29 protein-coding genes, 1 pseudogene, 1 riboswitch and 1 other annotated feature are annotated in these 24,031 nt (G+C 35.4%); of the genes and pseudogenes, 18 read left to right on the forward strand and 12 right to left on the reverse strand.

The window, feature by feature from the left end; genetic code table 11:
* On the forward strand, positions 1 to 208 hold a 208-nt coding region (locus tag AC1DKZ_RS17100), incomplete at its 5' end, for a thiol-activated cytolysin C-terminal domain-containing protein (protein WP_476996716.1).
* A 51-nt stretch (positions 209 to 259) separates the two neighbouring features.
* Here AC1DKZ_RS17100 and AC1DKZ_RS17105 read toward each other — a convergent pair.
* The 3 genes from AC1DKZ_RS17105 to AC1DKZ_RS17115 form a co-directional block, all read right to left on the reverse strand.
* Positions 260 to 1,540, reverse strand: coding sequence for a purine/pyrimidine permease (locus AC1DKZ_RS17105; RefSeq protein ID WP_476996717.1), 1,281 nt, complete (start codon positions 1,538 to 1,540; stop codon positions 260 to 262).
* A gap of 127 nt (positions 1,541 to 1,667) precedes the next feature.
* The gene (cynS, locus tag AC1DKZ_RS17110; protein ID WP_476996718.1) at positions 1,668 to 2,117 is read right to left on the reverse strand and encodes a cyanase; all 450 of its coding nucleotides are present in this window, start codon (positions 2,115 to 2,117) and stop codon (positions 1,668 to 1,670) included.
* 31 nt (positions 2,118 to 2,148) lie between these two features.
* A complete protein-coding gene (locus AC1DKZ_RS17115; protein WP_000926491.1) occupies positions 2,149 to 2,730 on the reverse strand; it encodes a beta-class carbonic anhydrase in 582 nt (193 codons plus the stop codon).
* 167 nt (positions 2,731 to 2,897) lie between these two features.
* Between AC1DKZ_RS17115 and AC1DKZ_RS17120 the strand changes: the two genes are divergently transcribed.
* Entirely contained in the window at positions 2,898 to 3,329 is a 432-nt protein-coding gene (locus tag AC1DKZ_RS17120; protein WP_097915642.1) for an Lrp/AsnC family transcriptional regulator, read from the forward strand.
* A gap of 262 nt (positions 3,330 to 3,591) precedes the next feature.
* Here AC1DKZ_RS17120 and AC1DKZ_RS17125 read toward each other — a convergent pair whose 3' ends face one another.
* The 3 genes from AC1DKZ_RS17125 to AC1DKZ_RS17135 form a co-directional block, all read right to left on the reverse strand.
* Entirely contained in the window at positions 3,592 to 3,831 is a 240-nt protein-coding gene (locus tag AC1DKZ_RS17125) for a DUF896 domain-containing protein (RefSeq protein WP_088040408.1), read from the reverse strand.
* Between the two features lie 19 nt (positions 3,832 to 3,850).
* On the reverse strand, positions 3,851 to 4,771 hold the full coding sequence (locus AC1DKZ_RS17130) for an MsnO8 family LLM class oxidoreductase (RefSeq protein WP_476996772.1): 921 nt from the start codon (positions 4,769 to 4,771) through the stop codon (positions 3,851 to 3,853).
* 141 nt (positions 4,772 to 4,912) lie between these two features.
* Positions 4,913 to 5,560: a nitroreductase family protein gene (locus tag AC1DKZ_RS17135; protein WP_476996719.1), complete on the reverse strand. Its 648-nt coding sequence runs from the start codon at positions 5,558 to 5,560 to the stop codon at positions 4,913 to 4,915.
* Positions 5,561 to 5,724: 164 nt separating this feature from the next.
* On the opposite strand from AC1DKZ_RS17135, the gene AC1DKZ_RS17140 reads away from it, so the two are divergent.
* The 5 genes from AC1DKZ_RS17140 to AC1DKZ_RS17160 all read left to right on the forward strand — a co-directional run bounded on the left by AC1DKZ_RS17140 (position 5,725) and on the right by AC1DKZ_RS17160 (position 8,003).
* Positions 5,725 to 6,081: a winged helix-turn-helix transcriptional regulator gene (locus AC1DKZ_RS17140; protein ID WP_476996720.1), complete on the forward strand. Its 357-nt coding sequence runs from the start codon at positions 5,725 to 5,727 to the stop codon at positions 6,079 to 6,081.
* 71 nt (positions 6,082 to 6,152) lie between these two features.
* Entirely contained in the window at positions 6,153 to 6,557 is a 405-nt protein-coding gene (gene psiE / locus AC1DKZ_RS17145; protein WP_002129862.1) for a phosphate-starvation-inducible protein PsiE, read from the forward strand.
* Between the two features lie 137 nt (positions 6,558 to 6,694).
* Positions 6,695 to 7,216, forward strand: a complete 522-nt coding sequence (gene speG, locus AC1DKZ_RS17150) for a spermidine N1-acetyltransferase (protein WP_002112781.1) — start codon at positions 6,695 to 6,697, stop codon at positions 7,214 to 7,216.
* 140 nt (positions 7,217 to 7,356) lie between these two features.
* On the forward strand, positions 7,357 to 7,566 hold the full coding sequence (locus AC1DKZ_RS17155; protein ID WP_476996721.1) for a DUF3955 domain-containing protein: 210 nt from the start codon (positions 7,357 to 7,359) through the stop codon (positions 7,564 to 7,566).
* 179 nt (positions 7,567 to 7,745) lie between these two features.
* A complete protein-coding gene (locus AC1DKZ_RS17160; protein WP_431182294.1) occupies positions 7,746 to 8,003 on the forward strand; it encodes a DUF3947 family protein in 258 nt (85 codons plus the stop codon).
* Positions 8,004 to 8,198: 195 nt separating this feature from the next.
* Here AC1DKZ_RS17160 and crcB (AC1DKZ_RS17165) read toward each other — a convergent pair whose 3' ends face one another.
* Together crcB (AC1DKZ_RS17165) and crcB (AC1DKZ_RS17170) are read right to left on the reverse strand one after the other, a co-directional pair.
* Positions 8,199 to 8,555 carry a fluoride efflux transporter CrcB gene (gene crcB, locus AC1DKZ_RS17165; RefSeq protein WP_476996722.1) on the reverse strand — a complete coding sequence of 119 codons (357 nt, stop codon included), beginning with the start codon at positions 8,553 to 8,555 and terminating at the stop codon, positions 8,199 to 8,201.
* The gene (crcB, locus tag AC1DKZ_RS17170) at positions 8,552 to 8,956 is read right to left on the reverse strand and encodes a fluoride efflux transporter CrcB (RefSeq protein WP_002143706.1); all 405 of its coding nucleotides are present in this window, start codon (positions 8,954 to 8,956) and stop codon (positions 8,552 to 8,554) included. Before crcB (AC1DKZ_RS17170) ends, crcB (AC1DKZ_RS17165) begins: the two co-directional genes overlap by 4 nt.
* 54 nt (positions 8,957 to 9,010) lie before the next feature.
* Positions 9,011 to 9,070: riboswitch (Fluoride riboswitch) on the reverse strand.
* A 218-nt stretch (positions 9,071 to 9,288) separates the two neighbouring features.
* On the opposite strand from crcB (AC1DKZ_RS17170), the gene AC1DKZ_RS17175 reads away from it, so the two are divergent.
* From AC1DKZ_RS17175 to AC1DKZ_RS17195, 5 genes and pseudogenes are all read left to right on the forward strand, one after another.
* Positions 9,289 to 10,347, forward strand: coding sequence for an endonuclease/exonuclease/phosphatase family protein (locus AC1DKZ_RS17175; RefSeq protein WP_061673701.1), 1,059 nt, complete (start codon positions 9,289 to 9,291; stop codon positions 10,345 to 10,347).
* Between the two features lie 34 nt (positions 10,348 to 10,381).
* Entirely contained in the window at positions 10,382 to 11,884 is a 1,503-nt protein-coding gene (locus AC1DKZ_RS17180; protein ID WP_476996723.1) for a DUF4077 domain-containing protein, read from the forward strand.
* A 211-nt stretch (positions 11,885 to 12,095) separates the two neighbouring features.
* A complete protein-coding gene (locus AC1DKZ_RS17185; protein ID WP_000573650.1) occupies positions 12,096 to 12,491 on the forward strand; it encodes an SET domain-containing protein in 396 nt (131 codons plus the stop codon).
* A gap of 643 nt (positions 12,492 to 13,134) precedes the next feature.
* Positions 13,135 to 13,731, forward strand: a pseudogene (locus AC1DKZ_RS17190) (hypothetical protein).
* Positions 13,732 to 13,751: 20 nt separating this feature from the next.
* Positions 13,752 to 14,039 (forward strand): DUF3986 family protein, encoded by a 288-nt coding sequence (locus AC1DKZ_RS17195; protein ID WP_476996724.1) that lies wholly within the window; start codon positions 13,752 to 13,754, stop codon positions 14,037 to 14,039.
* A gap of 92 nt (positions 14,040 to 14,131) precedes the next feature.
* On the opposite strand, the gene AC1DKZ_RS17200 is transcribed toward AC1DKZ_RS17195, so the two are convergent.
* On the reverse strand, positions 14,132 to 14,251 hold the full coding sequence (locus AC1DKZ_RS17200; protein WP_002016020.1) for a DUF3967 domain-containing protein: 120 nt from the start codon (positions 14,249 to 14,251) through the stop codon (positions 14,132 to 14,134).
* A gap of 347 nt (positions 14,252 to 14,598) precedes the next feature.
* Here AC1DKZ_RS17200 and murB point away from each other — a divergent pair, with 347 nt between their 5' ends.
* Together murB and tyrS are read left to right on the forward strand one after the other, a co-directional pair.
* On the forward strand, positions 14,599 to 15,516 hold the full coding sequence (murB, locus tag AC1DKZ_RS17205; protein WP_431073194.1) for a UDP-N-acetylmuramate dehydrogenase: 918 nt from the start codon (positions 14,599 to 14,601) through the stop codon (positions 15,514 to 15,516).
* A gap of 97 nt (positions 15,517 to 15,613) precedes the next feature.
* Positions 15,614 to 15,829 (forward strand) — a binding site (T-box leader).
* Between the two features lie 52 nt (positions 15,830 to 15,881).
* Positions 15,882 to 17,144, forward strand: coding sequence for a tyrosine--tRNA ligase (gene tyrS / locus AC1DKZ_RS17210; protein ID WP_476996725.1), 1,263 nt, complete (start codon positions 15,882 to 15,884; stop codon positions 17,142 to 17,144).
* 262 nt (positions 17,145 to 17,406) lie between these two features.
* On the opposite strand, the gene AC1DKZ_RS17215 is transcribed toward tyrS, so the two are convergent.
* The 3 genes from AC1DKZ_RS17215 to AC1DKZ_RS17225 all read right to left on the reverse strand — a co-directional run bounded on the left by AC1DKZ_RS17215 (position 17,407) and on the right by AC1DKZ_RS17225 (position 19,849).
* On the reverse strand, positions 17,407 to 18,585 hold the full coding sequence (locus tag AC1DKZ_RS17215; protein ID WP_044439292.1) for an NAD(P)/FAD-dependent oxidoreductase: 1,179 nt from the start codon (positions 18,583 to 18,585) through the stop codon (positions 17,407 to 17,409).
* A 44-nt stretch (positions 18,586 to 18,629) separates the two neighbouring features.
* Positions 18,630 to 19,070, reverse strand: a complete 441-nt coding sequence (locus tag AC1DKZ_RS17220) for a DUF1641 domain-containing protein (protein ID WP_476996726.1) — start codon at positions 19,068 to 19,070, stop codon at positions 18,630 to 18,632.
* A 431-nt stretch (positions 19,071 to 19,501) separates the two neighbouring features.
* Positions 19,502 to 19,849, reverse strand: coding sequence for a winged helix-turn-helix transcriptional regulator (locus AC1DKZ_RS17225; RefSeq protein ID WP_002016005.1), 348 nt, complete (start codon positions 19,847 to 19,849; stop codon positions 19,502 to 19,504).
* Between the two features lie 394 nt (positions 19,850 to 20,243).
* Between AC1DKZ_RS17225 and AC1DKZ_RS17230 the strand changes: the two genes are divergently transcribed.
* The 4 genes from AC1DKZ_RS17230 (at position 20,244) to AC1DKZ_RS17245 (ending at position 23,915) form a co-directional block, all read left to right on the forward strand.
* A complete protein-coding gene (locus tag AC1DKZ_RS17230; protein WP_476996773.1) occupies positions 20,244 to 21,407 on the forward strand; it encodes an MFS transporter in 1,164 nt (387 codons plus the stop codon).
* Positions 21,408 to 21,423: 16 nt separating this feature from the next.
* Positions 21,424 to 22,263: an aldo/keto reductase gene (locus tag AC1DKZ_RS17235; protein WP_476996727.1), complete on the forward strand. Its 840-nt coding sequence runs from the start codon at positions 21,424 to 21,426 to the stop codon at positions 22,261 to 22,263.
* 123 nt (positions 22,264 to 22,386) lie between these two features.
* Positions 22,387 to 23,325: a thioester domain-containing protein gene (locus tag AC1DKZ_RS17240; RefSeq protein WP_476996728.1), complete on the forward strand. Its 939-nt coding sequence runs from the start codon at positions 22,387 to 22,389 to the stop codon at positions 23,323 to 23,325.
* 122 nt (positions 23,326 to 23,447) lie between these two features.
* Positions 23,448 to 23,915 (forward strand): GNAT family N-acetyltransferase, encoded by a 468-nt coding sequence (locus tag AC1DKZ_RS17245; RefSeq protein WP_367961748.1) that lies wholly within the window; start codon positions 23,448 to 23,450, stop codon positions 23,913 to 23,915.
* Positions 23,916 to 24,031: the final 116 nt, after the last annotated feature.

Consider the following 24,031-nt stretch of genomic DNA (forward strand, 5'->3'; position numbering starts at 1 on the left):
AAAGAAAGACAAAACGGCTCATTACTCTACAGTTATCCCTCTTCCACCAAATTCAAAAAATATAAAAATCGTAGCAAGAGAATGTACTGGTCTTGCATGGGAATGGTGGAGAACAATTATTAATGAACAAAATGTTCCATTAACAAATGAAATWAAAGTTTCAATTGGAGGAACAACATTATACCCAACTGCTAGTATTAGTCATTAGGTATAAAAAGGCGCCCTGTAAGCAGGGCGCTTTTTTACTTAGTCACAAATTTTACTCTTTCCAAAACTGTTCCAATAGAATGACAAGCATGGTACCCACAAGTAATCCATTACTTAAAACATATTGTAAGGAAGAAGGAATTCCGCTAAATGCACTTTCTGGAAGAAACATTATTCCCAAACTGATTAATAATGAAATTCCTAATATAGTTAATCGGCGTTGATTTAATTCTTCACGTAAAATGGATTGAAATGAAATGCCTATTACTTGGACAAATGTTGCTAAAAGTGCGGCATTAGCAATAGGACCTGGTAGCAAGGATATAAAGTTTACAATTGAAGGAATAAAAGAAATTCCTGCTAATATAAGACTTGCTATAAGGAACGACTTCACTTTTCTTTGTCCTGTTAGTTGAATAAATCCTGCTGATGCAGGTAATGGTACAATTCCAATTGTAGAAAACAACGACGAGATAATATGCGATATACCTCCGGCCCACACGCCGCGGTTCAGTATTTGCTTTTCATTTTCTTTAGATGACGGAGCCACTTGTTTTACAGCCGAAATAGCAGCGATTGTATTTGCAACTAAAAGAAATGTAAATAAAGTTGCAGTTAGAGCCATTCCAATATCTAATCTAGGTGTGCCCCAAGAAAATAGCTCTGGTAACTTAACTAACGGTGTGTGTGAAGGCATATGAGATGATTTTCCTAATACAGCATACAAAAGCCAACCACATGAAATTCCAAGTAACACAGCGTAACTTTTCATCCATCCGTTCCCTTTAATTGATAAGAAAGTAATAAGGGCAAAAACAAAGAGCGCAATAGCAGCCGTTGTATAATCAGGATGAGTTACAGCTCCTTGTAATCCCATCATTCCTTTTAGTAACACACCGCTAAGCTGAAGAGATAATATTAAAAGAAAAGTTCCTGTAACCAAGGGTGTAAATAAACGTAGAATTCGATGAACAAGCCCTGTTATACCAAGGACGAAGAGTAATACACCTGCAATAATTAATCCGCCTTCTAAAAGTTGTAATACATCCTTTGCACTTTGTCCCTGATGCATAGCGACTTGTCCCAATATGACAAATATACTTACCCATGAACCGGCTGGCCCATCCGCTATGGGATAGCGATGCCCAAACCATGCTTGTATAAATGAACTTACTCCTACAACTAAAAAAGTTCGTTGCATTAATGTTGAGATATCTTCTATTGATAAATGGAATATGCCACCAATAATGATAGGCAATGCAATTGCATTTGCTAATAAAAACACAAACCACTGTAGAATACTAAAGCTCGTATCGACGTATTTTTTATTCATATTATTCTCCCTTGTATAAAAAGAATCTCATAGTAAAAATCCATCCTTTCTACACAGCTAGATTAAAAAGGATGGATTTTGTAAATCTATAAAATCACTTTAATTATATAGATAGATTTTTAATTAATTACCATGTACGGAACGGTAAGAATTTCCCGTTAAGTGTAATCACGATACGAGGGTCGCCACCTTTTGGATCTTCTTGTGTGTCCACATCTAGATTGAAGTTAATTGCACTCATTACACCTTCGCCAGCTTTTTCTAGAATTAATTCTCTAAGAGTTGGTGCGTATTGTAACATCATTTCATATAATCGATATAAGATTGGGTCAGTAGGAGGCATTTGCATTACTTGACCTCTAAGTGGAACTACTGTTAATGCTTGAACTACTTCTTCATCTAATTCTAATAGTTTACCGATTTTTTCTGCTTCTGGACGTGTCATTGTAGCTTGTCCTAATAACGCTGTTACAACCCAAGTCTCAGAGTTTTCACTTACTTTTGAAATTTCTTCCCATGTTAAACCTTTTGCAATTTTTGCTTCCATAATTTTTTGCGTAGCTTCTTGTCTATTCATATCTAATAACTTCCCTTCATTTAAGTAATAATTAATTTTTCATACCATTTAATGCTTTATATCCATCAACTATTAAATCTAATTTACCTGTGTGAGGATCAATAACTAAACCATGTACAGGAACATCTTTTGGAATAAGTGGATGATTTCTTACTAAATCAACATTAGCTTGAGTTGAACCGTTGACATCATCGAATCCAAATAACCATTTTTCAAGGTCAACACCAGCATATTCAATCGCTGATAAAATTTCTGGTGAAGCTACTCCACGATCTAATATTTTTTGAAGTGTTCCTTTTGGATTAGTTTGGCTCGCACCACATCTTTGGTGTCCGATAAGGAAGATTTCATCTGCATTTAGATCATATACTGATGCGACAACACTTTGCATAACACTATCGAAAGCAGAAGCAATTTTACCACCTGCATTTCTGATAACTTTTGCATCACCATCGTGTATATCTAAAGCTTTTGGAAGTAGCTCAATTAAACGAGCGTCCATGCAAGAAACAACAACCATACGTTTTTTAGGCATTTTTGTCGCTTCACGAGGAGCGTATTCTTTATTTTCTACAAATTGTTCATTGAACGATAAAATCTCTTGTAATAACATATTTATAATCTCCTTTAAATCTAGATGTATTTTTTTGTTGCGTCCTCTGTGTTATAAGTAAATGTAACTGATAAACAATGTGATGTAAGAGGATAAACTAAGTATAGTGAATTGTATCGACAAGCAGAATAAGTTGGCGAAACACTTTCTGGCTTTCTACTTTCACGATGAAAGGATTGGTTTATATCATTGATCAAACAGATTTTGAGATACTGAAATTATTAGGAGAAAACTCAAGAATACAATGGAAAGAACTTGGTCAAAAAATACATATGACGGGGCAGGCTGTAGGAAATCGAATTCGAAGATTAGAGGATTTAGGGATTATTGAACAATATACAATCGCAATAAACCGAATCAAATTAGGACAAGTAGTGACTGCATTTGTTACTTTATTCGTAACAACAGCTAATCATCAAGAGTTTATGAATTTCTTTCAAAAAGAAGAAGGGATTTCTGAAGTAGACCGTATAAGCGGTGAGGGGTGTTATTTATTAAAAACACATTTTGCTTCCAATGAAGACTTAGATAAATTTCTAGGACGACTATTAAAGTACGGGAATTATCGTGTTAACCTATCAATAGGAAAGTTAAAATAAGGTTTCTTTTCTTTGAGGGTTATAGTAACCTTATTTGCTGTTTTGCGGAATTCACGGCAAACTTATAGGTAGAGTGACATTGTAGGATAAAAACCATAACTTTGCCGGAGGGGCGGGGGTATGGTTTTTTGTTTGTAGATTTTCAAGTTAGAACTAGAAGTTTGAAGGATACGTCGATGAGGTATGTAATGTTAACTTAATGATCCATCTGATCATATGTTTACTTAGATGAATCATTAAGTAACAAAAAGTCTCGGTATTTTCATGCATTGTTATCTGTGTTTAGTGATAGCTTTTGTTGTTCTTTTAATTTTTCAGGTGTCACATCGTTTCCTAAAGGGTCTAATATTTTTAATCCTGTAACAGTGGTGTTGATTTGACCTCGAATAATTTGAAGGTATTCCTCACGTAATGCTTTACGCTCATGTAATTCTGTTTTTGTTAAACCGTCTTCTTTTTGTTTTTTAGCTAGTTCATTGATTCGATTTAAAACTTCAAGCATTGTTTTCCCGCCTTTCTTTTTATAGAAGCTCTTTTGCAAGTAGTCGATAAGATTGTAGTTTTGCGTCATGATTATGACTGATTGTCCCAATCATAGCTTCGTTAACTCCGAATTTTTCTTCATGTTCGCGAAGTGTATTTGCAACTTCTTTAGCACTTCCGACAAGGAATTTTTTACGATTGTTCTGTATATGCATTTTGTCCATTTCAGTGTAATTGTAATTTAGTGCTTCTTCAGGAGAAGGTACGTGGAAGTACTTACCTTTATCTAAAAATAATAGAGATAAATCTAAAGAAGCTGCATGATATTCTGCTTCTTCAGCAGTTTCCGCTGCTAGTGCAAAATATCCAATGTTTATTTTAGGCTTAACCATAAACTCAGAAGGGACGAAATTTTTACGATAAGATTCTAACATTTCACTAGATAACTCCCCACTAATAAACTGAGCATAGGAATAACCAATACCGAATCTTCCTGCCTGTGCACCGCTACTACCACTAGAACCTAATAGCCAAATTTCAGGTAATGGGGCACCTAATGGAGAAGCAAGTGTACGATTGTATAAATGATCTGCAGGCATTGTTTCTGTCATAAACATCATCGTATCCATTAATTTATCGTACAGATTCAGCATGTTTGGATGTTTTCCTTCATGTAATGCAAGTGTAGAAAATTGATTGCCACCTGGCGCTCGACCTACACCGAAATCAATTCTATCTGGATATAAAGATGTTAATGTTTTAAATACTTCTGCCATCTTTAATGGTGAATGGTGCATTAACATCATTCCACCAGAACCAACGCGAATTTGCTCCGTTACAGATGCGATATGAGAAATCATAATTTCTGGTGAAGCACTAGCAAAATTGGCTGAACCATGATGCTCAGAATACCATAGTCTGTGATAGCCTAGTTTATCTACTAGCTGTGCTAATTCAATCGTATTTTAAAAAGTTTCTTGAGTAGTTACCCCGTTTGAAACTGGAGTTTGATCTAAAACACTTAATTTCATAAGAAAACCTCTTTTCTTCTTAGTAGTGTTTATCGTACTTTTATTCCTAAAGTACGATAAACACTGTGATTAAAACTCGCCATTCCAAGACGTTACTTCATCTACAGTTAATCGAACTGTTGGGAATCCTGGCTCTTTTGCTTTGCCTAATGCAATCATTAAGACGTCAGTTAAGTTTTCTGGAACGTTAAATGCTTTGCGGAATTCTTCAACGTTATAGCCAAGCATTGGGACTGTATCGTATCCTCTCGCTTTTGCAGCAAGCATAAATTGCATAGCTAGCAAACCACCGTCAAGCATTTGCCATTCTCTTTTTCCTTGTTCGCTTACAGGTGCATAAAACTCACGAATACTGTTGTTCAGTCTATTTTTAATTTCTTCTGTCATGAATCCAGCAGCTACTGCACGTTCATTCACTTTATTGATATGTTCGAATTCGTGGGCATTATTTTCGCTTAAAATTACGATCATAGCGGATGCTTCTAGCACTTGTGGTTGATTTAAAGCAATTGGATGAAGATTCTCTTTTAAGTCTTGATCTGTAATTACCATGAAACGCCATGGGTTTAAGTTGGAACTACTTGGTACTAGCATTGCTTCTTCTAAAAGTTCTTTAATTTCTTCATCAGAGATTGTAGCTGAAGGATCATAAGAGCGAACGGAACGGCGCTCACGAATCACATCATAAAAATTTGTAGTACGATTTTCTTTTTTCATTTTAAAATACCTCCACTAATTTAATGCTCTGTTATAAGTTGCTTACATGCATCATTATGGTATAGTACAGATATTATGAAAAGTACGYACTTTTCMGTGATATAGACACCATCTCGTGACATAGGCACGAGAAAGTGCCTATCAAAATACAGAAGGAGTTCAATATGAAAAAAGAGTATAACAATAGAATTGAAGTCGTTTTGGATGTGATCGGAGGTAAGTGGAAATCCCATATTTTATATCATTTAACAAGCGGACCGACAAGAACGGGTGAGTTAAAACGATTGGTAACTGGTATTACACAAAAAATGCTTACTGAGCAATTGAAAGAGCTTGAAAAAGATGGGCTTGTGTCTAGAAAAGTATATAATCAAGTACCACCGAAAGTTGAGTATTCTCTTACAGAACAGGGAGAATCATTAAAAAAGGGTTTGAAGGTGCTTTGCGATTGGGGAAGCGATTATATTAAGCATAAATATCCGAATGGTGGAGTAATCGTGAAAGAGGACGATCATATATGATTTAACATTTCTGTAAGTATAATTTTGCTATAATGAATAAGTACTTACACGAAGGGGAGCTAAAAGAGAAAATGAAGTCATTTAATATCGATCATTATATAGCTAGCGTTTTACAGTGGATATTAAATATAGCGTTAATCATATTATCCATTGTTTTATCGATTTTTTTAATTAACGAAACAATTACTTTTATTCAATACATATTTTCAGCGAAGAAGTATACATCTTATAAATTAGTTGAGAGTATCATCGTCTATTTCCTATACTTCGAGTTCATCGCATTAATTATTAAGTATTTTAAGTCGAATTATCATTTTCCGTTACGTTATTTTATTTATATCGGAATTACGGCGTTAATTCGTTTAATTATTGTGTCTCATGAGGAACCAATGGAGACGTTATTATATGCGGGATCCATTCTTGTTTTAGTTATTGCTTTATACATATCGAATATGAGAGATTTGAGAAAAGAGTAGTGCAGACATAAGTTTGCACTACTTTTTGTACCTTGACCTTCAAGTTACTTGAAGGTTTACAATGTAATTAGGGCGTTTGAAATCGAAAAAAATTGAGAAATTAAGTGAAGAGGTTATTTTACTTGGAGGTTATAGAAATGAGTCAGGAATTGAAATTACGTCCTTTAGAACGGGAAGACTTAAAGTTTGTACACGAACTTAATAACAACGCGCATATTATGTCGTATTGGTTTGAAGAGCCTTATGAAGCATTTGTGGAGCTGCAGGATTTATACGATAAACATATACATGATCAAAGTGAGCGCCGATTTATCGTTGAGAAAGATAATGAGATGGTGGGATTAGTCGAATTAGTAGAAATCGATTATATTCACCGTAGAACTGAATTCCAAATTATTATTGATCCGAGTTACCAAGGTTACGGTTATGCAGCTGATGCAACGCGTTTAGCGATGGATTACGCTTTTTCCGTATTAAATATGCATAAAATATATTTAGTTGTCGATAAAGAGAATGAAAAAGCTGTACACGTTTATAAAAAGGTCGGATTTATAGTAGAAGGTGAGTTGCAAGATGAGTTCTTCGTTGATGGCAACTACCATAATGCGATAAGAATGTGTATGTTCCAAAAAGAATATTTTAGAGTGAAGAGGCTATAGACAATGATTGTCTACAGTCTTTTTATTATTCAAGTCAACAATTATTTATCGTAAAACGATAAATAATTGTTGACTTGAAATTCGTCGGGACTTATTATGAGGTTAGCAAAAGTAATGGTGAAATTAAAGGAGAATATATTATGAAAAATAAATTTTTATTAGCTATCGTACTAATATCGTTAGGAGTTACCTGTTTATTAATGCACGGTACAACTAGTAAAGTGGCGGATAATGGGCTTCTTGTAGAACCTTTCTTTTTCCTAGTACCAGTAAGCTACCTATTGTTCTTTAGTGGTATTGGTGTGTTGCTAGTTGGACTTATCACTTCAAAGTTGAAAAAACAGCAATAGATAAATGCTGTTAGTTTAGGAGTGGATTTTTGTGAAACAAAACGAATTGTCATTATGGTTAAAGTTAATTATCATTCTTTGCGGATGTTTTGGTTTATTGTTCTGCATATATATTGGGCCAGAAACGGGAAGAGCGGTATTGTTAGTTTCAAAAAATTTGAAGGGACTATATAAGCCATTTGTACTGTTCATTTGGATCACAGGAATTCCATTTTTTAGCGCTTTATTTTTGCACTGGAAGACAAGTAGGAGCAGCGATTACAGTGGCCGGGGCACAGATGACAATTCAGGCAGTGCATCAGGCCATTCAAATGCAACAACAAGCACAAGTAGCACAAATGATGCAGAGCCAGTATATGTCGTATTCACAGCTTCCTGTGCAAAGTATACATTATGATGTGTATCCAGCTGGTTTATCCCGCATTAACGGGCAGTAAAACTCCCACCTCAAAATTCGGCAGGAGCAAAGAAGTTAGGTGGGAGTCGGGCTGCCCGTAAACGCCCGATTGGTGAAGGCTAATAACCAGTGGGTAAGAACAAAACCCCCACTGATTAAAGTTTCACTTTATTTTCCATTCCATATGGCGGAACATACTTTTTATGAAAGAAAGCGACTCAATAGAGTCGCTTTTTTATATTCCGCCGAGCTTCATTCCAAGGAATGCGAATAGGATACCAATTATGTAAGTAGTACTTAAATATAAAAGGAATGTGTAAATTTTTTTGCGATTGAGAAGCTGAATGGACTCTAATTTAAGTGTCGAAAATGTGGTGAATGCGCCTATAAATCCAGTTCCTAATAATAATTGCCATCCTGTAGAGACTCCGTTGCCAATTATATACCCGAGTAAAAATGCTCCTGTTATATTAATAAGGAATGTAGCAATTGGAAAGGGTGTTTTATTTCTTTTTTTAAACCAATTGCTAATTGCAAATCGTGTAATCGCACCGAAAAACCCTCCAGTTGCCACTAATAAAGCTTCCATCATAAGTGATCACCTTCCGTAAGTGATTTCTTAATTAAGAAATCACCTAGTGTATAGCCAAGCCCAGACATAATGAGACCGCCAAGTATGCTACATGATACATATAAGAAAGCCGTGCTCCATTCAGAATGATTGATTAATTGCACAGTTTCTACACTAAATGTTGAAAACGTCGTAAAGGAACCGATGAATCCAGTCCCGATGCCTGTGATAACCTCTGAAGGTAAGATATTTAGCCGGGCGATATACGTAGTTAGCCATGCTAATAAGAAGCAGCCGGCTAAGTTAATGAGTAATGTAGCTAATGGAAAAGAATGATGCCAAAATGTATGAATAGTAAGACCTAAATAATAACGAGAAAGGGCTCCTAATATACCGGCTATACCGACGATAATATAAATCAAATTCCTCACCTCTTTAAATAGCTTGCTCAAAAAAATAGACTCCTACCAGTAGTTATACTGGTAGGAGTCATTAGCTAAGCAGCGGTTATGGCGAACTCCATCACCTATGATTATTACATATAGTGTACTAAACATTGCGTTTAATTTCCAGTGGAGAAGTTGGTGCATTTTGTATTTATATAATAGTTTAAGATAAGGAATCCTTACTTATAAACTAAATATAGTGATATAAGGTTTTCAATGTGATAAAATATTTCGTATGTCTGTCATTTTTTATTTAACTGAAAATAAAGAAAAGTAAAATCGTATGTTTTAGAAAAGGAGTCGTTTGTTTGAAAAAGTTATTAAAAATAGTACTTATATGTATTTTAGTAGGTGTGGGAGTTGTAGGTGGGTTTTTAGCTTATATGACACTTACAAAAGAACAGCCGGCTGATGTTATAAGCTTGAAGGTGGAAAACAATAAGGAGCGCGTAATTGCGCATGAAAATGAATTTAAAGTAACAACATTTAATATTGGATATGCTGGACTAGATAAGGATCAAGACTTCTTTATGGATGGGGGAAAAGGGTCTGGTTCAAGTAGTAAAGAACAAACGGAAACTAACTTAAAGAATATGCTTTCGTTTTTACAAAATGAGAATAGTGATTTTGCGCTATTACAAGAAATAGATATAAAATCAATGCGATCATTTGATGTAAATGGGCATGAATTTTTGAAAAAAGGACTACCTGATTATGCTTCTTCGTTCGGAAAGAACTATGATACAAAATGGGTTCCTGTACCAATCACAAGTCCAATGGGATATGCTGAAGCTGGATTAAGTACATTTTCTAAATATACGGTTCAAACAGCGAAGAGGTTTCAGCTTCCTGGAATGGAGCCGTGGCCAAAGCGTTTATTTGATTTAGACCGAGCGATTGTTGAACATAAAATTCCTGTTAATAATGGGAAATTTGTTAGACTCGTAAATTTACATTTGTCTGCTTATGATGAAGGCGGAAAAATTAGAAAGCAGCAAGTGGAGTATTTAAAAGAATATATGAACAAGCATTATAAAAATGGTGATTATGTAATAATGGGCGGAGACTGGAATCAATTAATTTCTAACGCTCAGTTAAGTGATCCGAAGTTCGTGAAAGAGCGTCCTGAGTGGTTAGTAGAGTTACCAAAGGACTTTACTGATGGTGGCTTTAAGTGGGCTGTAGATCCGTCTGTTATGACTGTGAGAGATGATGTGAAGAAATATGTGGAAGGTGAAAATTTCGTCACGATTATTGATGGCTTTATCGTTTCACCGAATGTTGAAATTGTAAATGTACAAGGGAAAGATTTGAAGTTTGAAAATAGCGATCATAACCCAGTGAGTGCGGTATTCAAGCTGAAGTAATCGATACGTATGAGTAGAAGGTGGGGCTTCATATATGGAGTGGTTAAAGAGAACTTGTTTTTCTAACCTTGAGAAAGAATCACAGAAAAATCATTTATTGCTATTTATCACGATTTGTAGTTTCTTCCTTGGGATAATCGCGATTGGGTATTACGGATATATTTTTACAGAGAGAGCGATAGCATTTTGGGTGTGTGGTATTTCTATCGTAGTATTTGGAACGCTGCTTACTTTTATAGAAAGTATGGAAGCAATGTATAAATACATCATGACATGTATGCTACTTATTATGTCTTTCATTATGGTACAAGCATTTAATGAAAGCCCAGCTGTATTTCAAATGGTCTATTTTACATTAGCGGTTTCACTTATTTATTTGAGTGAACGTCTTATTTTAATTCTTGGTGGGGTAGCAGTTGTTGTTACATTTATACTTTGTAGTTATTGGCCAAATCAATTTTTTGCGTATACAGCGTCATCTGAAGCTGCAAATTTCGCAAGCTTGTTAGCGATTGTAACGATCGCTATGTGGGGTGTCACAAAGATTGGTTCTAATCTTTTGGCTCGTTTAAGGGATGAGAAGCAAGCGGTGATGAAGAAAGCTCAGGAGTTAGAAGAAACGCAAAGGCTTATTGAGGAAACTGTTGTGAAGTTAGATAGTAATTTCAATCATTTAAGACAAAATATGAATACATCGATGGAGTCAATGAGTGAAATTAACTTTGCTTTTGAAGAAGTAGCAGTGGGAACTCAATCGCAATCAGAGATGATGTCACGTTCAGTAGAAGTATTGAATGATATGGAGGGAAATATTGACCAAATCATCTCTCAAGTAAGAAATGCGTCGATGCGTGTTGATAAAAGTTTGGAAGTCTCAAAGGGTAGTGTAAATACTTTAAGAAATTTTGAAGCTAACATGAGAAGTTTAAATGGTGTTATTTCACAATCAGGAACGATATTTAGAGAATTAATGACACAATCGAAACAAATTAATGAAATTGTAGATGTAATAACGAATATTTCAAGTCAGACGAGTTTGCTAGCTTTAAATGCAAATATTGAAGCTGCAAGGGCAGGAGAACATGGAAAAGGTTTTGCTATTGTAGCGAATGAAGTATTAAAGCTTGCTGAAGAATCGAATCGTTCTGCGGGGAGAATTCAAGGGATTTTGAAGGAGTTTAGTAATCAAGCAAGTAAAGTAGAAGTGCAGGTAGAGAAGTCAGAAAGAGTACAAGAAGAATGTAACGAAATGTTAGCAAGTGTTTTGACGAATGTAACGGATTTAGGGAAGTTTATTGATGCGATTAATGATGTAATGAGGGAGATTGTTGGTCATCAAGAAAGTTTCCAAGCTAAAACGACGAATATCGTAAAGGACGTTACACATGCTTCTAATGTAATTCAGCAAACTTCTGCGGCTACGGAAGAAGTGTTAGCAAGTGTGGAAGAAGAAAAACATCGAAATGATATATYGGTGAAGACGTTACATACTGTTAGCGAGCAAGTGAAGTTGCTAGAAGATATTTTAGAAAAGTAATATCTCTTAAAAAGGGTACACCATGTGTGCTCTTTTTTCATTTAAATGAATACTTGATAGTAATTTAATTGCTTTTCTGCGCGTTTTCTGCCAAGCTTAAGGAGATAAACTGAGACTTTAATTAGTGGGGCTATACGCTACTGATTATTAGTTGAACCCCGCAAATAGCGGAATAAAATACTTCAAAGAAAGAATTATATAGGTGACGCATATGATCGAAGTTAAGACTTCTGAACTTAGTGATGGAGAATTTAATAGAGGGGTATTTGCAACTCGTGATATTAAAAAGGGTGAGTTGATTCACTCAGCACCAGTTATCTCTTATCCGAATGAACAGCATGAACACATTGAGAAAACGTTACTTGCTGACTACGCATTTGAGTATGGGGTAAATCATACGGCATTCCTGTTAGGATACGGCATGTTATTTAATCATGCATATAATCCGAATGCAACGTATGATATTGTCTTCGAGAATCATACGTTTAACTTCTTTGCTTACAAAGATATAAAAGCGGGAGAAGAGATTCTAATCAATTATAATGGTGAAGTTGATGACGATGAGCTATTATGGTTTGATAAGGAAAAAGAAGAGAACGAAAAATAATTTAATGAGTATAGAAAGGGCACATTCTGTGGGAGGTGCTCTTTTTTTATGGCGTGTCCAGCTCATCTGGTCCGCTGCTTGCTGGTGAAAATCCAGTCTCTAAGTAAGAGCCAAGTCGTCTAGTAGCTGACAGGCAGCTGGTGGAGAAATCCTAAGGTTGAGCCCTGTGACAAAGTAATTTCTATTTATAGAAATGCGAGAGCGTATAGGAGTATACAGAGCCAAGAAATACACTATATTTACAACTGAATGATATGGTGAAAGGCTTAAATCGAATCTTATAAGGATTTAAAAATTACTATATCCTATCTCCAATTGGTCAAAGGTGGATCGGTAAAATAGATTGGTATGTCTTAGAATGGCTCAATTCTTTTTTCACTAACATCGCCCCTAAAGATACAGTATTGTACCTTTAGGGAGATGCTTTATTAGCTTTATATTGTAGAGGAAGAGATTTTTAGTTTATTTATTTTAAATCTTATTAAGTTATTATTTTATACAAATTAATAATAACAAATTCATCGCTTTATTTTTAGACTTGTTAGAAAATTTTATATTTTTTAATATTTAATAGTGAGAAATAATAGGAAATATAAATTTTAGTTATTTCCCACTATTATAAAATTTGAGAGGGGAATGGTAGATGAGAATTATAGCTGGGATACTTTCTTTCGTGTTAATGTTTAGTTTTGCATTGCCATCATTTGTTGATGCAACTGTTGAATTAAATGATGATACAATTGTCGAAGAATATGTTCCTGAAGAAGATGGTGGTATTGATTTATCTAATGTCGATGTTTCTAACTTCGATTTTGAAAAATTCGAGAACGAATATAATTTTTTAGTAACTGACCCTGTATTTTTACAATTAGAAGGAGAACTAAGTAAACCAAGAGTTGAATATGTTATTGAAAAAAATCCTCTTACAGGTGAATTAATAGTTAAATAAGAAATATTACCAGCTCTTGTTATTGGAGCATTAAGGGTTTTAACTTCAAAAGCGGGAAGAACAGCTGCAGATAAAGGTTGGAAAATAGCGAGACCTTATGTACAAAAAGCATTAGACGCACCAAATAAATATATTCTTGAAGGTCCATATAAAACTAGAATTATTCAAGTCAGATCTAAAGTTACTAAAAAAGTGTTATTTAGGTTAGATTATGGTCCAGTAAAAAATAAAGGACCATATTTACATTATCATGTCCCGCCAAATTTGAATGATCATCATATTATTTGGTAAAGGAGAGATTATTTAATAGTATGTGTAACTATGAAGAACACCAACATATGCATATAGGATATTATGAAGATGGATATGATTTAGAAGTTATTGCATATAAGAAAATAGACAAGCCTATATGGGATGTTTTTATTGAAGAATATGAAGCTGACGTGGATTTTTTGTATGAATATGCTAGTAAACATAATTTAGGTGAAAAATTTGTTGGTTACGGTTTGAAAATATTTTCAATAGGGGATAAAGATGCTACTGAAGAACAATTTAGATTAATTTTTGAAAAGTGGTTAAAAACTAATAGCATTGTTTAAAAATTGGTTTATCTTTATTCCACTAATCGAAAAGGTAGAAAAGTATACTTTTCTACCTTTTTGTAGTTTATATACAAACCTTACCAAAACTTCTACCACGGCTTTTTCTTCTCTTTCGCAACTGCCACTTCATCTTGAAATTCCTTCGTTAAATCCTTTGATTCCTGTATCTCACTTAGTATCTTCATGAGAGTCTTATCTCCCGCTTTCAATCGATTTTCTTATATGTCATAAACAAAGTAAAGATTACAAAAAAATACCACTTTATTTTCGTATGGTATAGTAAGATACTGAAGGATAGTGTTTTGAAAAAGTAATATATTTTACAAATTGTTGTCTTTCTGATGACATGTCAAGTTTAGTAGCCCATTTGGGTTGCTTTATTATGCAATATATATTTTAATATGAGTGGCACCTCTTATAAATTAAGAGGTTTATAGGTGTCTCGAATTGATTTTGGGTACACTGTATCCACCACTTTAGGTTCGTTCATGTATGTGGGGATATTATGGGCCCGTATAACGGGATAAAAAGAATATAGAAATAGAGGAATCGTAAAATGAATATGCAAGAGGTTTATAAATATTTAAGTACGGTATTGCCTGAAGGTCATGTGAAACAAGATGAAATGTTAAAGAATCATACGCATATTAAAGTTGGCGGCAAAGCAGATGTGTTCGTTGCGCCGACAAATTATGATGAAATTCAAGAAGTTATTAAATATGCTAACGAATATAATATTCCAGTTACGTTTTTAGGAAATGGATCGAATGTCATTATTAAAGATGGTGGAATTCGCGGGATTATAGTAAGTTTAATTCACATTACAGGTGTGACTGTAACAGGAACGACGATTGTGGCACAGTGTGGTGCAGCAATTATTGATGTATCACGAATTGCATTAGATCATAATTTAACGGGTCTTGAGTTTGCTTGTGGTATTCCAGGTTCAGTTGGCGGAGCATTATATATGAATGCTGGTGCTTACGGCGGTGAAGTATCGTTTGTATTAACAGAAGCTGTCGTAATGACAGGTGATGGAGAGCTACGTACTTTAACGAAAGAAGCATTTGAATTTGGATATCGTAAGAGTGTATTTGCAAACAACCATTACATTATTCTTGAAGCGAGATTTGAGCTTGAAGAAGGTGTGCGTGAAGAAATTAAAGAAAAAATGGATGATTTAACGTTTAAACGTGAGTCAAAACAACCTCTAGAATATCCTTCATGTGGTAGCGTATTTAAGCGCCCACCAAATAACTTTGCTGGTAAATTGATTCAAGAATCAGGACTACAAGGTAAGCGAATTGGCGGAGTGGAAGTTTCTGTAAAACACGCTGGATTTATGGTGAATGTTGATAACGGAACAGCACAAGATTACATTGATTTAATTCACTTTGTACAAAAGACTGTTGAAGAGAAATTTGGCGTGAAGTTAGAGCGAGAAGTAAGGATTATTGGAGAAGATAAAGAATAACGAAATACGTATGAAAATGTGAATTATTTTAAAATAACATTTGGGTATTGTTGACAATTTGTTTTCAATTCAATATAATGGCTAATAATTTAACAAATAATATACGTTGAAAGAGCCCAGTAGCAGTTTGTCACTGTTAACGAGAGAGCTAGGGGTTGCTGGAACCTAGCACAAACAAACTTGCGAATTACACTCTGGAGTATCTTAGGTAATGCTAAGCGGATTGGCAATCGATATTATTGCTAAGAGTGGTATGAGTAGCTATGCTATTTATACAAACTGGGTGGTAACACGGTGAATAATCGTCCCTATGTCATAGACATAGGGACTTTTTGTTTTCAAAAAAATAGAGGGGATGACAAAAGATGAATATTATTGATGAATTAGAATGGCGCGGCGCTGTGAATCAACAGACTGATGAAGAAGGTTTACGTAAGCTAGTAGAAGAGAAAAAGATTTCACTATACTGCGGAGTTGATCCGACTGGTGATAGTATGCATATCGGACATTTGATTCCGTTTATGATGATGAAGAGATTCCAGTTAGCTGGCCATCATCCAGTTATTTTAATTGGCGGGGCAACAGGAACAATTGGTGATCCGAGCGGACGTCAATCAGAACGTCAACTTCAAACGTTAGAAGTCGTTCAGCATAATGTGGATGCGTTAACAGCACAAATGAAAAAGCTATTTGATTTTGGCGGAAATAGCGAAGTGAAGATGGTAAATAACTACGACTGGACACATGAAATAAATATTATTGAGTTTTTACGTGATTACGGGAAAAACTTTAGCATTAATAGCATGTTAGCGAAGGATATTGTAGCAAGTCGTTTAGATACAGGAATTTCTTTCACAGAATTTACGTACCAAATTTTGCAAGCGATGGACTTCCATCATTTATACACGAAAGAAGATGTTCAACTGCAAATTGGTGGTAGTGACCAATGGGGAAATATTACGAGTGGTTTAGATTTAATTCGTAAGTTAGAAGGGCACGAAGCGAAAGTATTCGGACTAACAATTCCGTTATTATTGAAATCTGATGGTACGAAGTTTGGTAAATCTGCAGGTGGTGCGGTTTGGCTTGATCCTGAAAAAACAACACCATTTGAATTTTACCAGTTCTGGGTGAATACAGATGACCGTGATGTAGTGAAATACTTGAAATACTTTACCTTCTTAACGAAAGAGCGTATTGATGAATTGGCAGCGAAGGTAGAAACAGAGCCTCATAAACGTGAAGCGCAAAAAGTATTAGCGGAAGAAATGACGAAATTCGTTCATGGAGAAGAGGCACTCTTGCAAGCTGTGAAAATTACAGCAGCGTTATTTAGCGGAGATATTAAATCGTTAACAGCCGATGAAATTGAACAAGGTTTTAAAGAGATGCCAACATTCCAGTCTTCAAAAGAGACGAAAAACATCGTAGAATGGCTAGTTGATTTAGGAATTGAACCATCTAGACGACAAGCACGTGAAGATATTAATAATGGAGCTATTTCTATGAATGGTGAAAAAGTAACGGATGTGGGTACAGATGTTACTGTAGAAAATTCATTTGATGGACGATTCATCATTATTCGTAAAGGGAAGAAGAACTACAGCTTAGTGGAATTAGGAGAATAGTTCTTGTGAAAGAGCGGAAGTAGGGAAGATATCTACTTCCGCTCTTTTCATATACACAATTTCGACACAAAAAAGTCAGTATATTTCGATAATTAAAGAGGTTATACTATTCTTTTGCCGAATAAATAAGTTAGAGAAAATTACGGATAAAGTGAAACTTTAATCAGTGGGGAGTTGTTCATCCCCACTGATTATCAGCCCGCAAATAGCGGGATAAAAATAGCCCGAACCATGCAGGGCATGATTCGGGCTTATATTCAGATTAGTAAGCTAAGCTGAATAGACCTTTAATGTGTGATAAGTAACGAACGTTACTTGCTTCTTTCATTAATGATGCTGGTAAACCTTTAAGCGGAGTATTGCTTGCTCCGATTGTAGCAACAGCATCTTTACGTCCTAGACTAGCAAGTGTTCCAGAGTTGATAGGTGCGAACTCTTCGAATGCTTTGCCTTCTAGTGCTGCGTATAAGTTGTATCCAATTAACTCACCCATTTGCCAAGCGATTTGTGCAGTTGGTGGGTATGGACGACCGTCTGGAGAGAAGACAACAGCGCTGTCTCCAGCAACGAATACGTCTTTGTGAGAAGTAGATTGTAGATGTGCATCAACAGTTGCACGACCGCGGTTTACTTCAAGACCTGATTCACCAATTAATGGGTTACCTTGTACGCCGCCTGTCCAAACGAATGTGTTAGCAACGATTTTTTGACCGTCTTTTAAGTCGATTTCATTACCAGCAACGTTTGTTACAGGAAGACCTGTTAAGAATGTAACACCGCGTGCTTCTAAGCTAGCAGTTGCACGTTCGATTAAGTGGTCTGGTAATACTGGAAGGATTTTTGGACCTGCTTCAACAAGAAGAAGTTTAACTTCTTTTGGATTTACGCCGTGGCTTTTTGCAAGTTTAGGCATAATGTCAGCAAGCTCACCAACTAGCTCAACGCCAGTTAATCCGCCACCACCGATTACGATTGTAGCATCAGCTTCGTTTTTCGTTGTAGCGTATTCACGAATACGGTCTTCAACGTGTTTGTAGATTTTGTTTGCATCAGCAGCAGATTTTAATACCATGCTGTTTTCTTCTAGTCCTGGAATACCGAAGTAAGCAGTTTTACTTCCTAAAGCAACTACAAGTGCATCGTAAGATAAAGTAGTGCCACCAGCTAGTTTGATTTCTTTGCTATCAACTGAGAATGACTCAACTGTTGCAATTTTAAGATCGATGTCTTTACCTTTGAAAAGCTTTGTAAGTGGCATTGCAATTGCTTGCTCAGCAACGTTACCAGCTGCAAGGCGGTGTAGTTCAGTGATGATTTGGTGTGTTGGGTATTGGTTAATCACTGTAACTTGTGCTTCTGATTTGCTGTAATATTTACGTACGTTTAAAGCGGCAAGAAGACCGCCATAACCAGCGCCTAAGATGACAATTTGTTTTGACATAGTATGATATCCCCCGTCTTTACTAATTGTTGTTATAAGTTAAATTATTTATTGTTACGTTCTGCACTAATTTGAAGGTATGCGTTCACAAAACGGAACATTTTTTGTGCTTGTGGGTCTTTTAGTAATTTTAATAGACCGAACAGGCCGATAACTTCGTTGCTTTCGTCAGCACGATCTTTCGCTTCGATAGCAGTTGCAGCCATGCCTTTCACTGTATCTTTTACAGGTTCTACAAGTTCTGTGATTGCACTAACAGTGTCGCTTTTTAATACTTCATCAGTAGCAACAGTTTGAGCGAAGTCATAAGACTTAGTTAAAATGTTAACAAGCTCAGTTAATTTTGGAAGCTGTTCTACTAGTTTTGTTAATGATTCTTGTACCTCAGGTTTTAACAACTGATCAAGTACATCAAGTTGTCCTTGGCTAGCAGAAATTTGTACAGTTTCTTGTTCTGGCTTTGTTTGAGTCATAGTTTCTGGCATCTCCAATTCTCCTTTACGATAGCAATACTCTTATTTTTTATAGGTAAGATAGTAAACACTTGCGAAACTTTATACAAAGTTTCACAAAGCACAATAAAATGCCTTTAAATTTATGATAGCAAGTAAGCTGAAATCATAAATCCAAAACCATAATGTCCTACCTATTATTTATGAACTGTCCGATACATGGCTTGTCCGCATAATGGAAAGTTCCCTTATCGGAAAGTGTATATAATATATATCCTATATTATATACTATATACACGTATGTTAACATAAAAATGATTCCTAATTATTTGATATTGATTCTGTAACCTAGTACTGACAAGGCATGAAAGCGCATAAATTATTTTATCTATCTTAAAAATGTACATATATATAAAGAAAAAAAGGAGGAAATGGACAAATTGCTGTTCATTTTTTCCTTTTTCTTATTGTTCATCCTCTGTAATTAGCATCGATGTGTTACCACTTTTTTCAAGGTGGCATTCGCCCCAAGTACAAAGTGAATCGAGAATTGATTCTAAAGACCATCCGTAGTCAGTAAGGGAATATTCTACTTTTGGTGGTACTTGATTGTATACCTTTCTTTGAATAACCCCGTCTACTTCTAACTCGCGTAATTGCTGCGTTAACATCTTTTGTGTAATACCAGGCATTAAACGTTTTAGTTCACTCGTTCTCTTTGTACCTTTCGTTAAGTGGCAAAGAATAACGACTTTCCATTTGCCACCGATAACCTCTAAAGTCGCCTCGACAGGAATATTATATTTCTTCATATAAAAATCTCCTTTGATGAATGTAAATTTCAGTTCTTCAACAAAAGAAGCTAAATAAGTTAAATGTTACTTTTTAGTGCCTATAGCACTTTAAAGTACGTACTTTTTATCGTGTTGAATATGTTTCATAATAGCATACGTAAGAGGGAAATGAGTAGTACGGTACTAAAAAGTGCCTATGTTACTTTTGGGTACCTATCGTACTTTAAAGTGCGTTCTTCAAAAAAAGAGTGAAGCCATTCATAATAGCATTTATCAGCAGTAAAGTTATTTTTGTAGAAGATAAAAAGGCCTTTTTATCAAACTATTATGATTGGATTTCTCGTATTAAGGAGGAGTTCAATTGAATTCATATGCAGTATCATCTTCGGCTGTTCAGACGAATCGAAGAAGTATGTTTGCTTTATTAGCGCTAGCAATTAGTGCATTTGGAATTGGTACAACCGAGTTTATTAGTGTCGGTTTATTACCATCTATTTCGGAAGATTTACATGTTTCTGTTACAACAGCGGGCTTAACCGTTTCTTTATACGCGTTAGGAGTAGCATTCGGTGCTCCTGTTTTAACTTCGCTAACTGCTAGTATGTCGCGAAAAACATTATTAATGTGGATTATGATTGTCTTTATTATCGGTAATGGAATTGCAGCGGTAGCAACAAGTTTTACTGTGTTACTTATCGCGAGGGTTGTCTCTGCGTTTGCACATGGCGTTTTTATGTCGATCGGATCCACAATTGCGGCTGCACTTGTACCAGAGAATAAACGTGCTAGTGCAATAGCATTTATGTTTACTGGTTTAACCGTTGCGACGATTACAGGTGTACCAATTGGAACGTTTATTGGTCAACAATTTGGCTGGAGAGCATCTTTTATGGTGATTGTGGTCATTGGAATTGTTGCCTTAGTCGCAAACAGCATGTTAATTCCGTCTAACTTAAAAAAGGGTACACGAGTATCATTTCGTGATCAATTCAAACTTATCACGAACGGAAGACTCTTACTTGTTTTCGTCATTACTGCATTAGGATACGGAGGAACATTCGTAACATTTACGTATTTATCTCCGCTATTACAAGAAGTAACAGGATTTAAAACGAGTACCGTTACAATCATTTTATTAGTGTATGGGATTGCAATTGCGATTGGGAATATGGTCGGCGGAAAATTATCGAATCATAATCCAATTCGTGCACTATTTTACATGTTCTTTATTCAAGCAATTGTATTATTCGTACTAACATTTACAGCGCCGTTTCAAGTAGCGGGGCTTATCACAATTATTTTTATGGGGCTATTCGCGTTTATGAATGTTCCAGGACTACAAGTGTATGTCGTTATATTGGCTGAGCGTTTCGTGCCGAGTGCCGTTGATATCGCATCAGCAATGAATATTGCAGCATTTAACGCAGGAATTGCTCTTGGGGCTTATTTGGGCGGTATTGTAACGAACTCGTTAGGATTAATTCATACAGCTTGGGTAGGCGGCATTATGGTAGTAGGCGCTGTTATTTTAACGGCTTGGAGTATGAACTTAGAAAAAAGAGATCAAGCAAAATAAAGGAGAGAAAAATATAATGAAAAATTTACAAAGTAAAACAACATTGCATAACGGTGTGGAAATGCCTTGGTTCGGTTTAGGTGTATTTAAAGTAGAAGATGGACCGGAACTTGTAGAGGCTGTGAAAGTAGCCATTAAAGAAGGATACCGTAGCATTGATACAGCTGTGATTTATGGAAATGAAAAAGCAGTTGGAGAAGGCATTCGTGCTGGTATAAAAGAAGCAGGAATTTCTCGAGAAGATTTATTCATTACTTCAAAAGTGTGGAACGCAGATCAAGGATATGAAACGACACTTGCTGCATACGAAGAGAGCTTAAAAAAATTAGAACTAGATTATTTAGATTTATATCTTGTCCATTGGCCTGTTGAAGGGAAATATAAAGATTCGTGGAGAGCGTTAGAAACACTTTATAAAGAAGAACGCGTGCGTGCAATTGGCGTAAGTAACTTCCAAATCCATCATCTGAAAGATGTAATGGAAGGTGCGGAAATTAAGCCGATGATTAACCAAGTAGAGTATCACCCGCGTTTAACGCAGAAAGAACTACAAGCTTTCTGTAAAGAACAAGGAATCCAAATGGAAGCATGGTCACCACTTATGCAAGGGCAATTATTAGATAATGAAACTTTACAAGAAGTTGCTGATAAGTACGGTAAAACAACAGCGCAAATCATTTTACGTTGGGATCTTCAAAATGAAGTTGTAACGATTCCGAAATCAACGAAAGAACAGCGTATTATTGCGAATGCTAATATATTCGACTTCGAATTAACAAAAGAAGATATGGAAAAGATTGATGCTTTAAATCAGAACCACCGCGTTGGTCCAGATCCTGATAATTTTGATTTCTAAACTTATAGTGGAAGAAAGAGTGCAAACAGTTTGCACTCTTTTTTGTTTTACTTATGCATAAAAAACGTTTCTAACTAAATAATAAACAGTAGTAAATTTGTTATTTTATAAGGGGTTGTAGACATGAATATAAAACGATCGTTCAAGATAATGGCCGCTTTTTTGAGTGTTTTATTTGTATTTGCGAACTTATTATTCCCGCTTCAAAAAGCATTCGCAGAAGTTATGGATCATACGAAGTATGAAATGGATTGGAGCTATAGTAAGTCAAAGAAGAAACCAATTCGAACAGAGCTTATTAAAACGGCAGATGGAAAAATTGCATTTTGCTTAAATGTAGATTTGAAATCTCCGAGCGGCCAAGATTTACCTGAAATGGGTAAAGTAGATATTAACGTATATCGTGTACTATTAAACGGGTATCCACAGAAGAGCCCACAAGAATTAGGTGTTTCCGATTGGAGAGAGGCACATTACGCAACGCAGCTTGCGGTGTGGAATGCGTTAAAACAAATTGATATTAACGATTTAGATTTCCGTAATAAAAATGTAGAAAAAGTAACGAAAGATATAGTTGCAAAAGCAAGCGCTAGTGAGGAACTACAAGAAATTACGATGAGTGTAGTACCATCGGAAGAACAAGAGGCAGTATTAAAAAATGAGTTTTTTGAAACAGGTTTATACACAGTGCAAACAAATGCAAAAAGTGGAACGTATAAAGTGCAAGCAACAGGTGCACCAGAAGGCGCGAAGTTCGTAAATGAAAAAGGCGAGGGAAAAACAGAATTTAATGTAGGAGAAAAGTTCCGCATTTTAATTCCGAAACAAACACCATCGGGTGGATTTAGCTTTAAAGTATCAGGGAATTTAACGAAACTACAAGGAATCGCGCATAAAGGAACACCGACAATTCAAAATGCAGTTGTATTACTTGAGCGTAGTGAAGAGAAAACAAGTCCAGAGTTGGCGGTAAGTTGGAAGAAAGCAAATGGTCATGATAATAAACCAAATAAACCCTATACACCAAATGAACCACATAAACCGAATCAAATTAAAAGATAGTGGAAAAAGCATTGGCGTTTGCCAGTGCTTTTTTGCATGCTTTGGATTTCTTACATCGCCAGCATTAATGTTTTAATCTGTACGGTATAATGAAAACAAGAAATTAGAAAGAGAGATAAAAAATGAAACTTCGTATTTGTGAAATAACGAAAGAAAATCGGTATGAAATTGCTAACTTAAAAGTAACAGAAGAACAGCATAAATTTATTGAAAGTACAGTTGGAACTTGTTTAGTTGATGCTGAAACAAAATATAAAGAAGATGCAGTTTCAGTAGGTCTATATGATGCTGATATACCTATTGGATATGCAATGTATGGCTGGTTTGAGGAAGAAGAAAAGGCTGTATATTTAAATCAATTTGTCATCGATAGTGCATGCCAAGGAAAAGGGTATGCAAAACCATTATTGCGTTTGTTAATGGAGCATTTTACAACAGAATATAATTGCAAAGTTATGTATTTAAGCATACATCCAGAAAACAAACTCGCGCAAAAATTATATGAATCAATTGGGTTCCATTTAACCGGTGAAATTGAGGATGAGTGGTTACACGGAAAAGGATTTATAATGAAACGTATGCTTGATTAATAAAAACCTGTCCGAAAGAATAGTATCTTTCAGACAGGTTTTTATTTTGAAATAGCATTAAACGTTTAAAATATAAACATTACGATTTTTGGATTTTATTCATAAAAATGTAATAT

The sequence above is a fragment of the Bacillus sp. 05T21 genome (assembly GCF_056396785.1).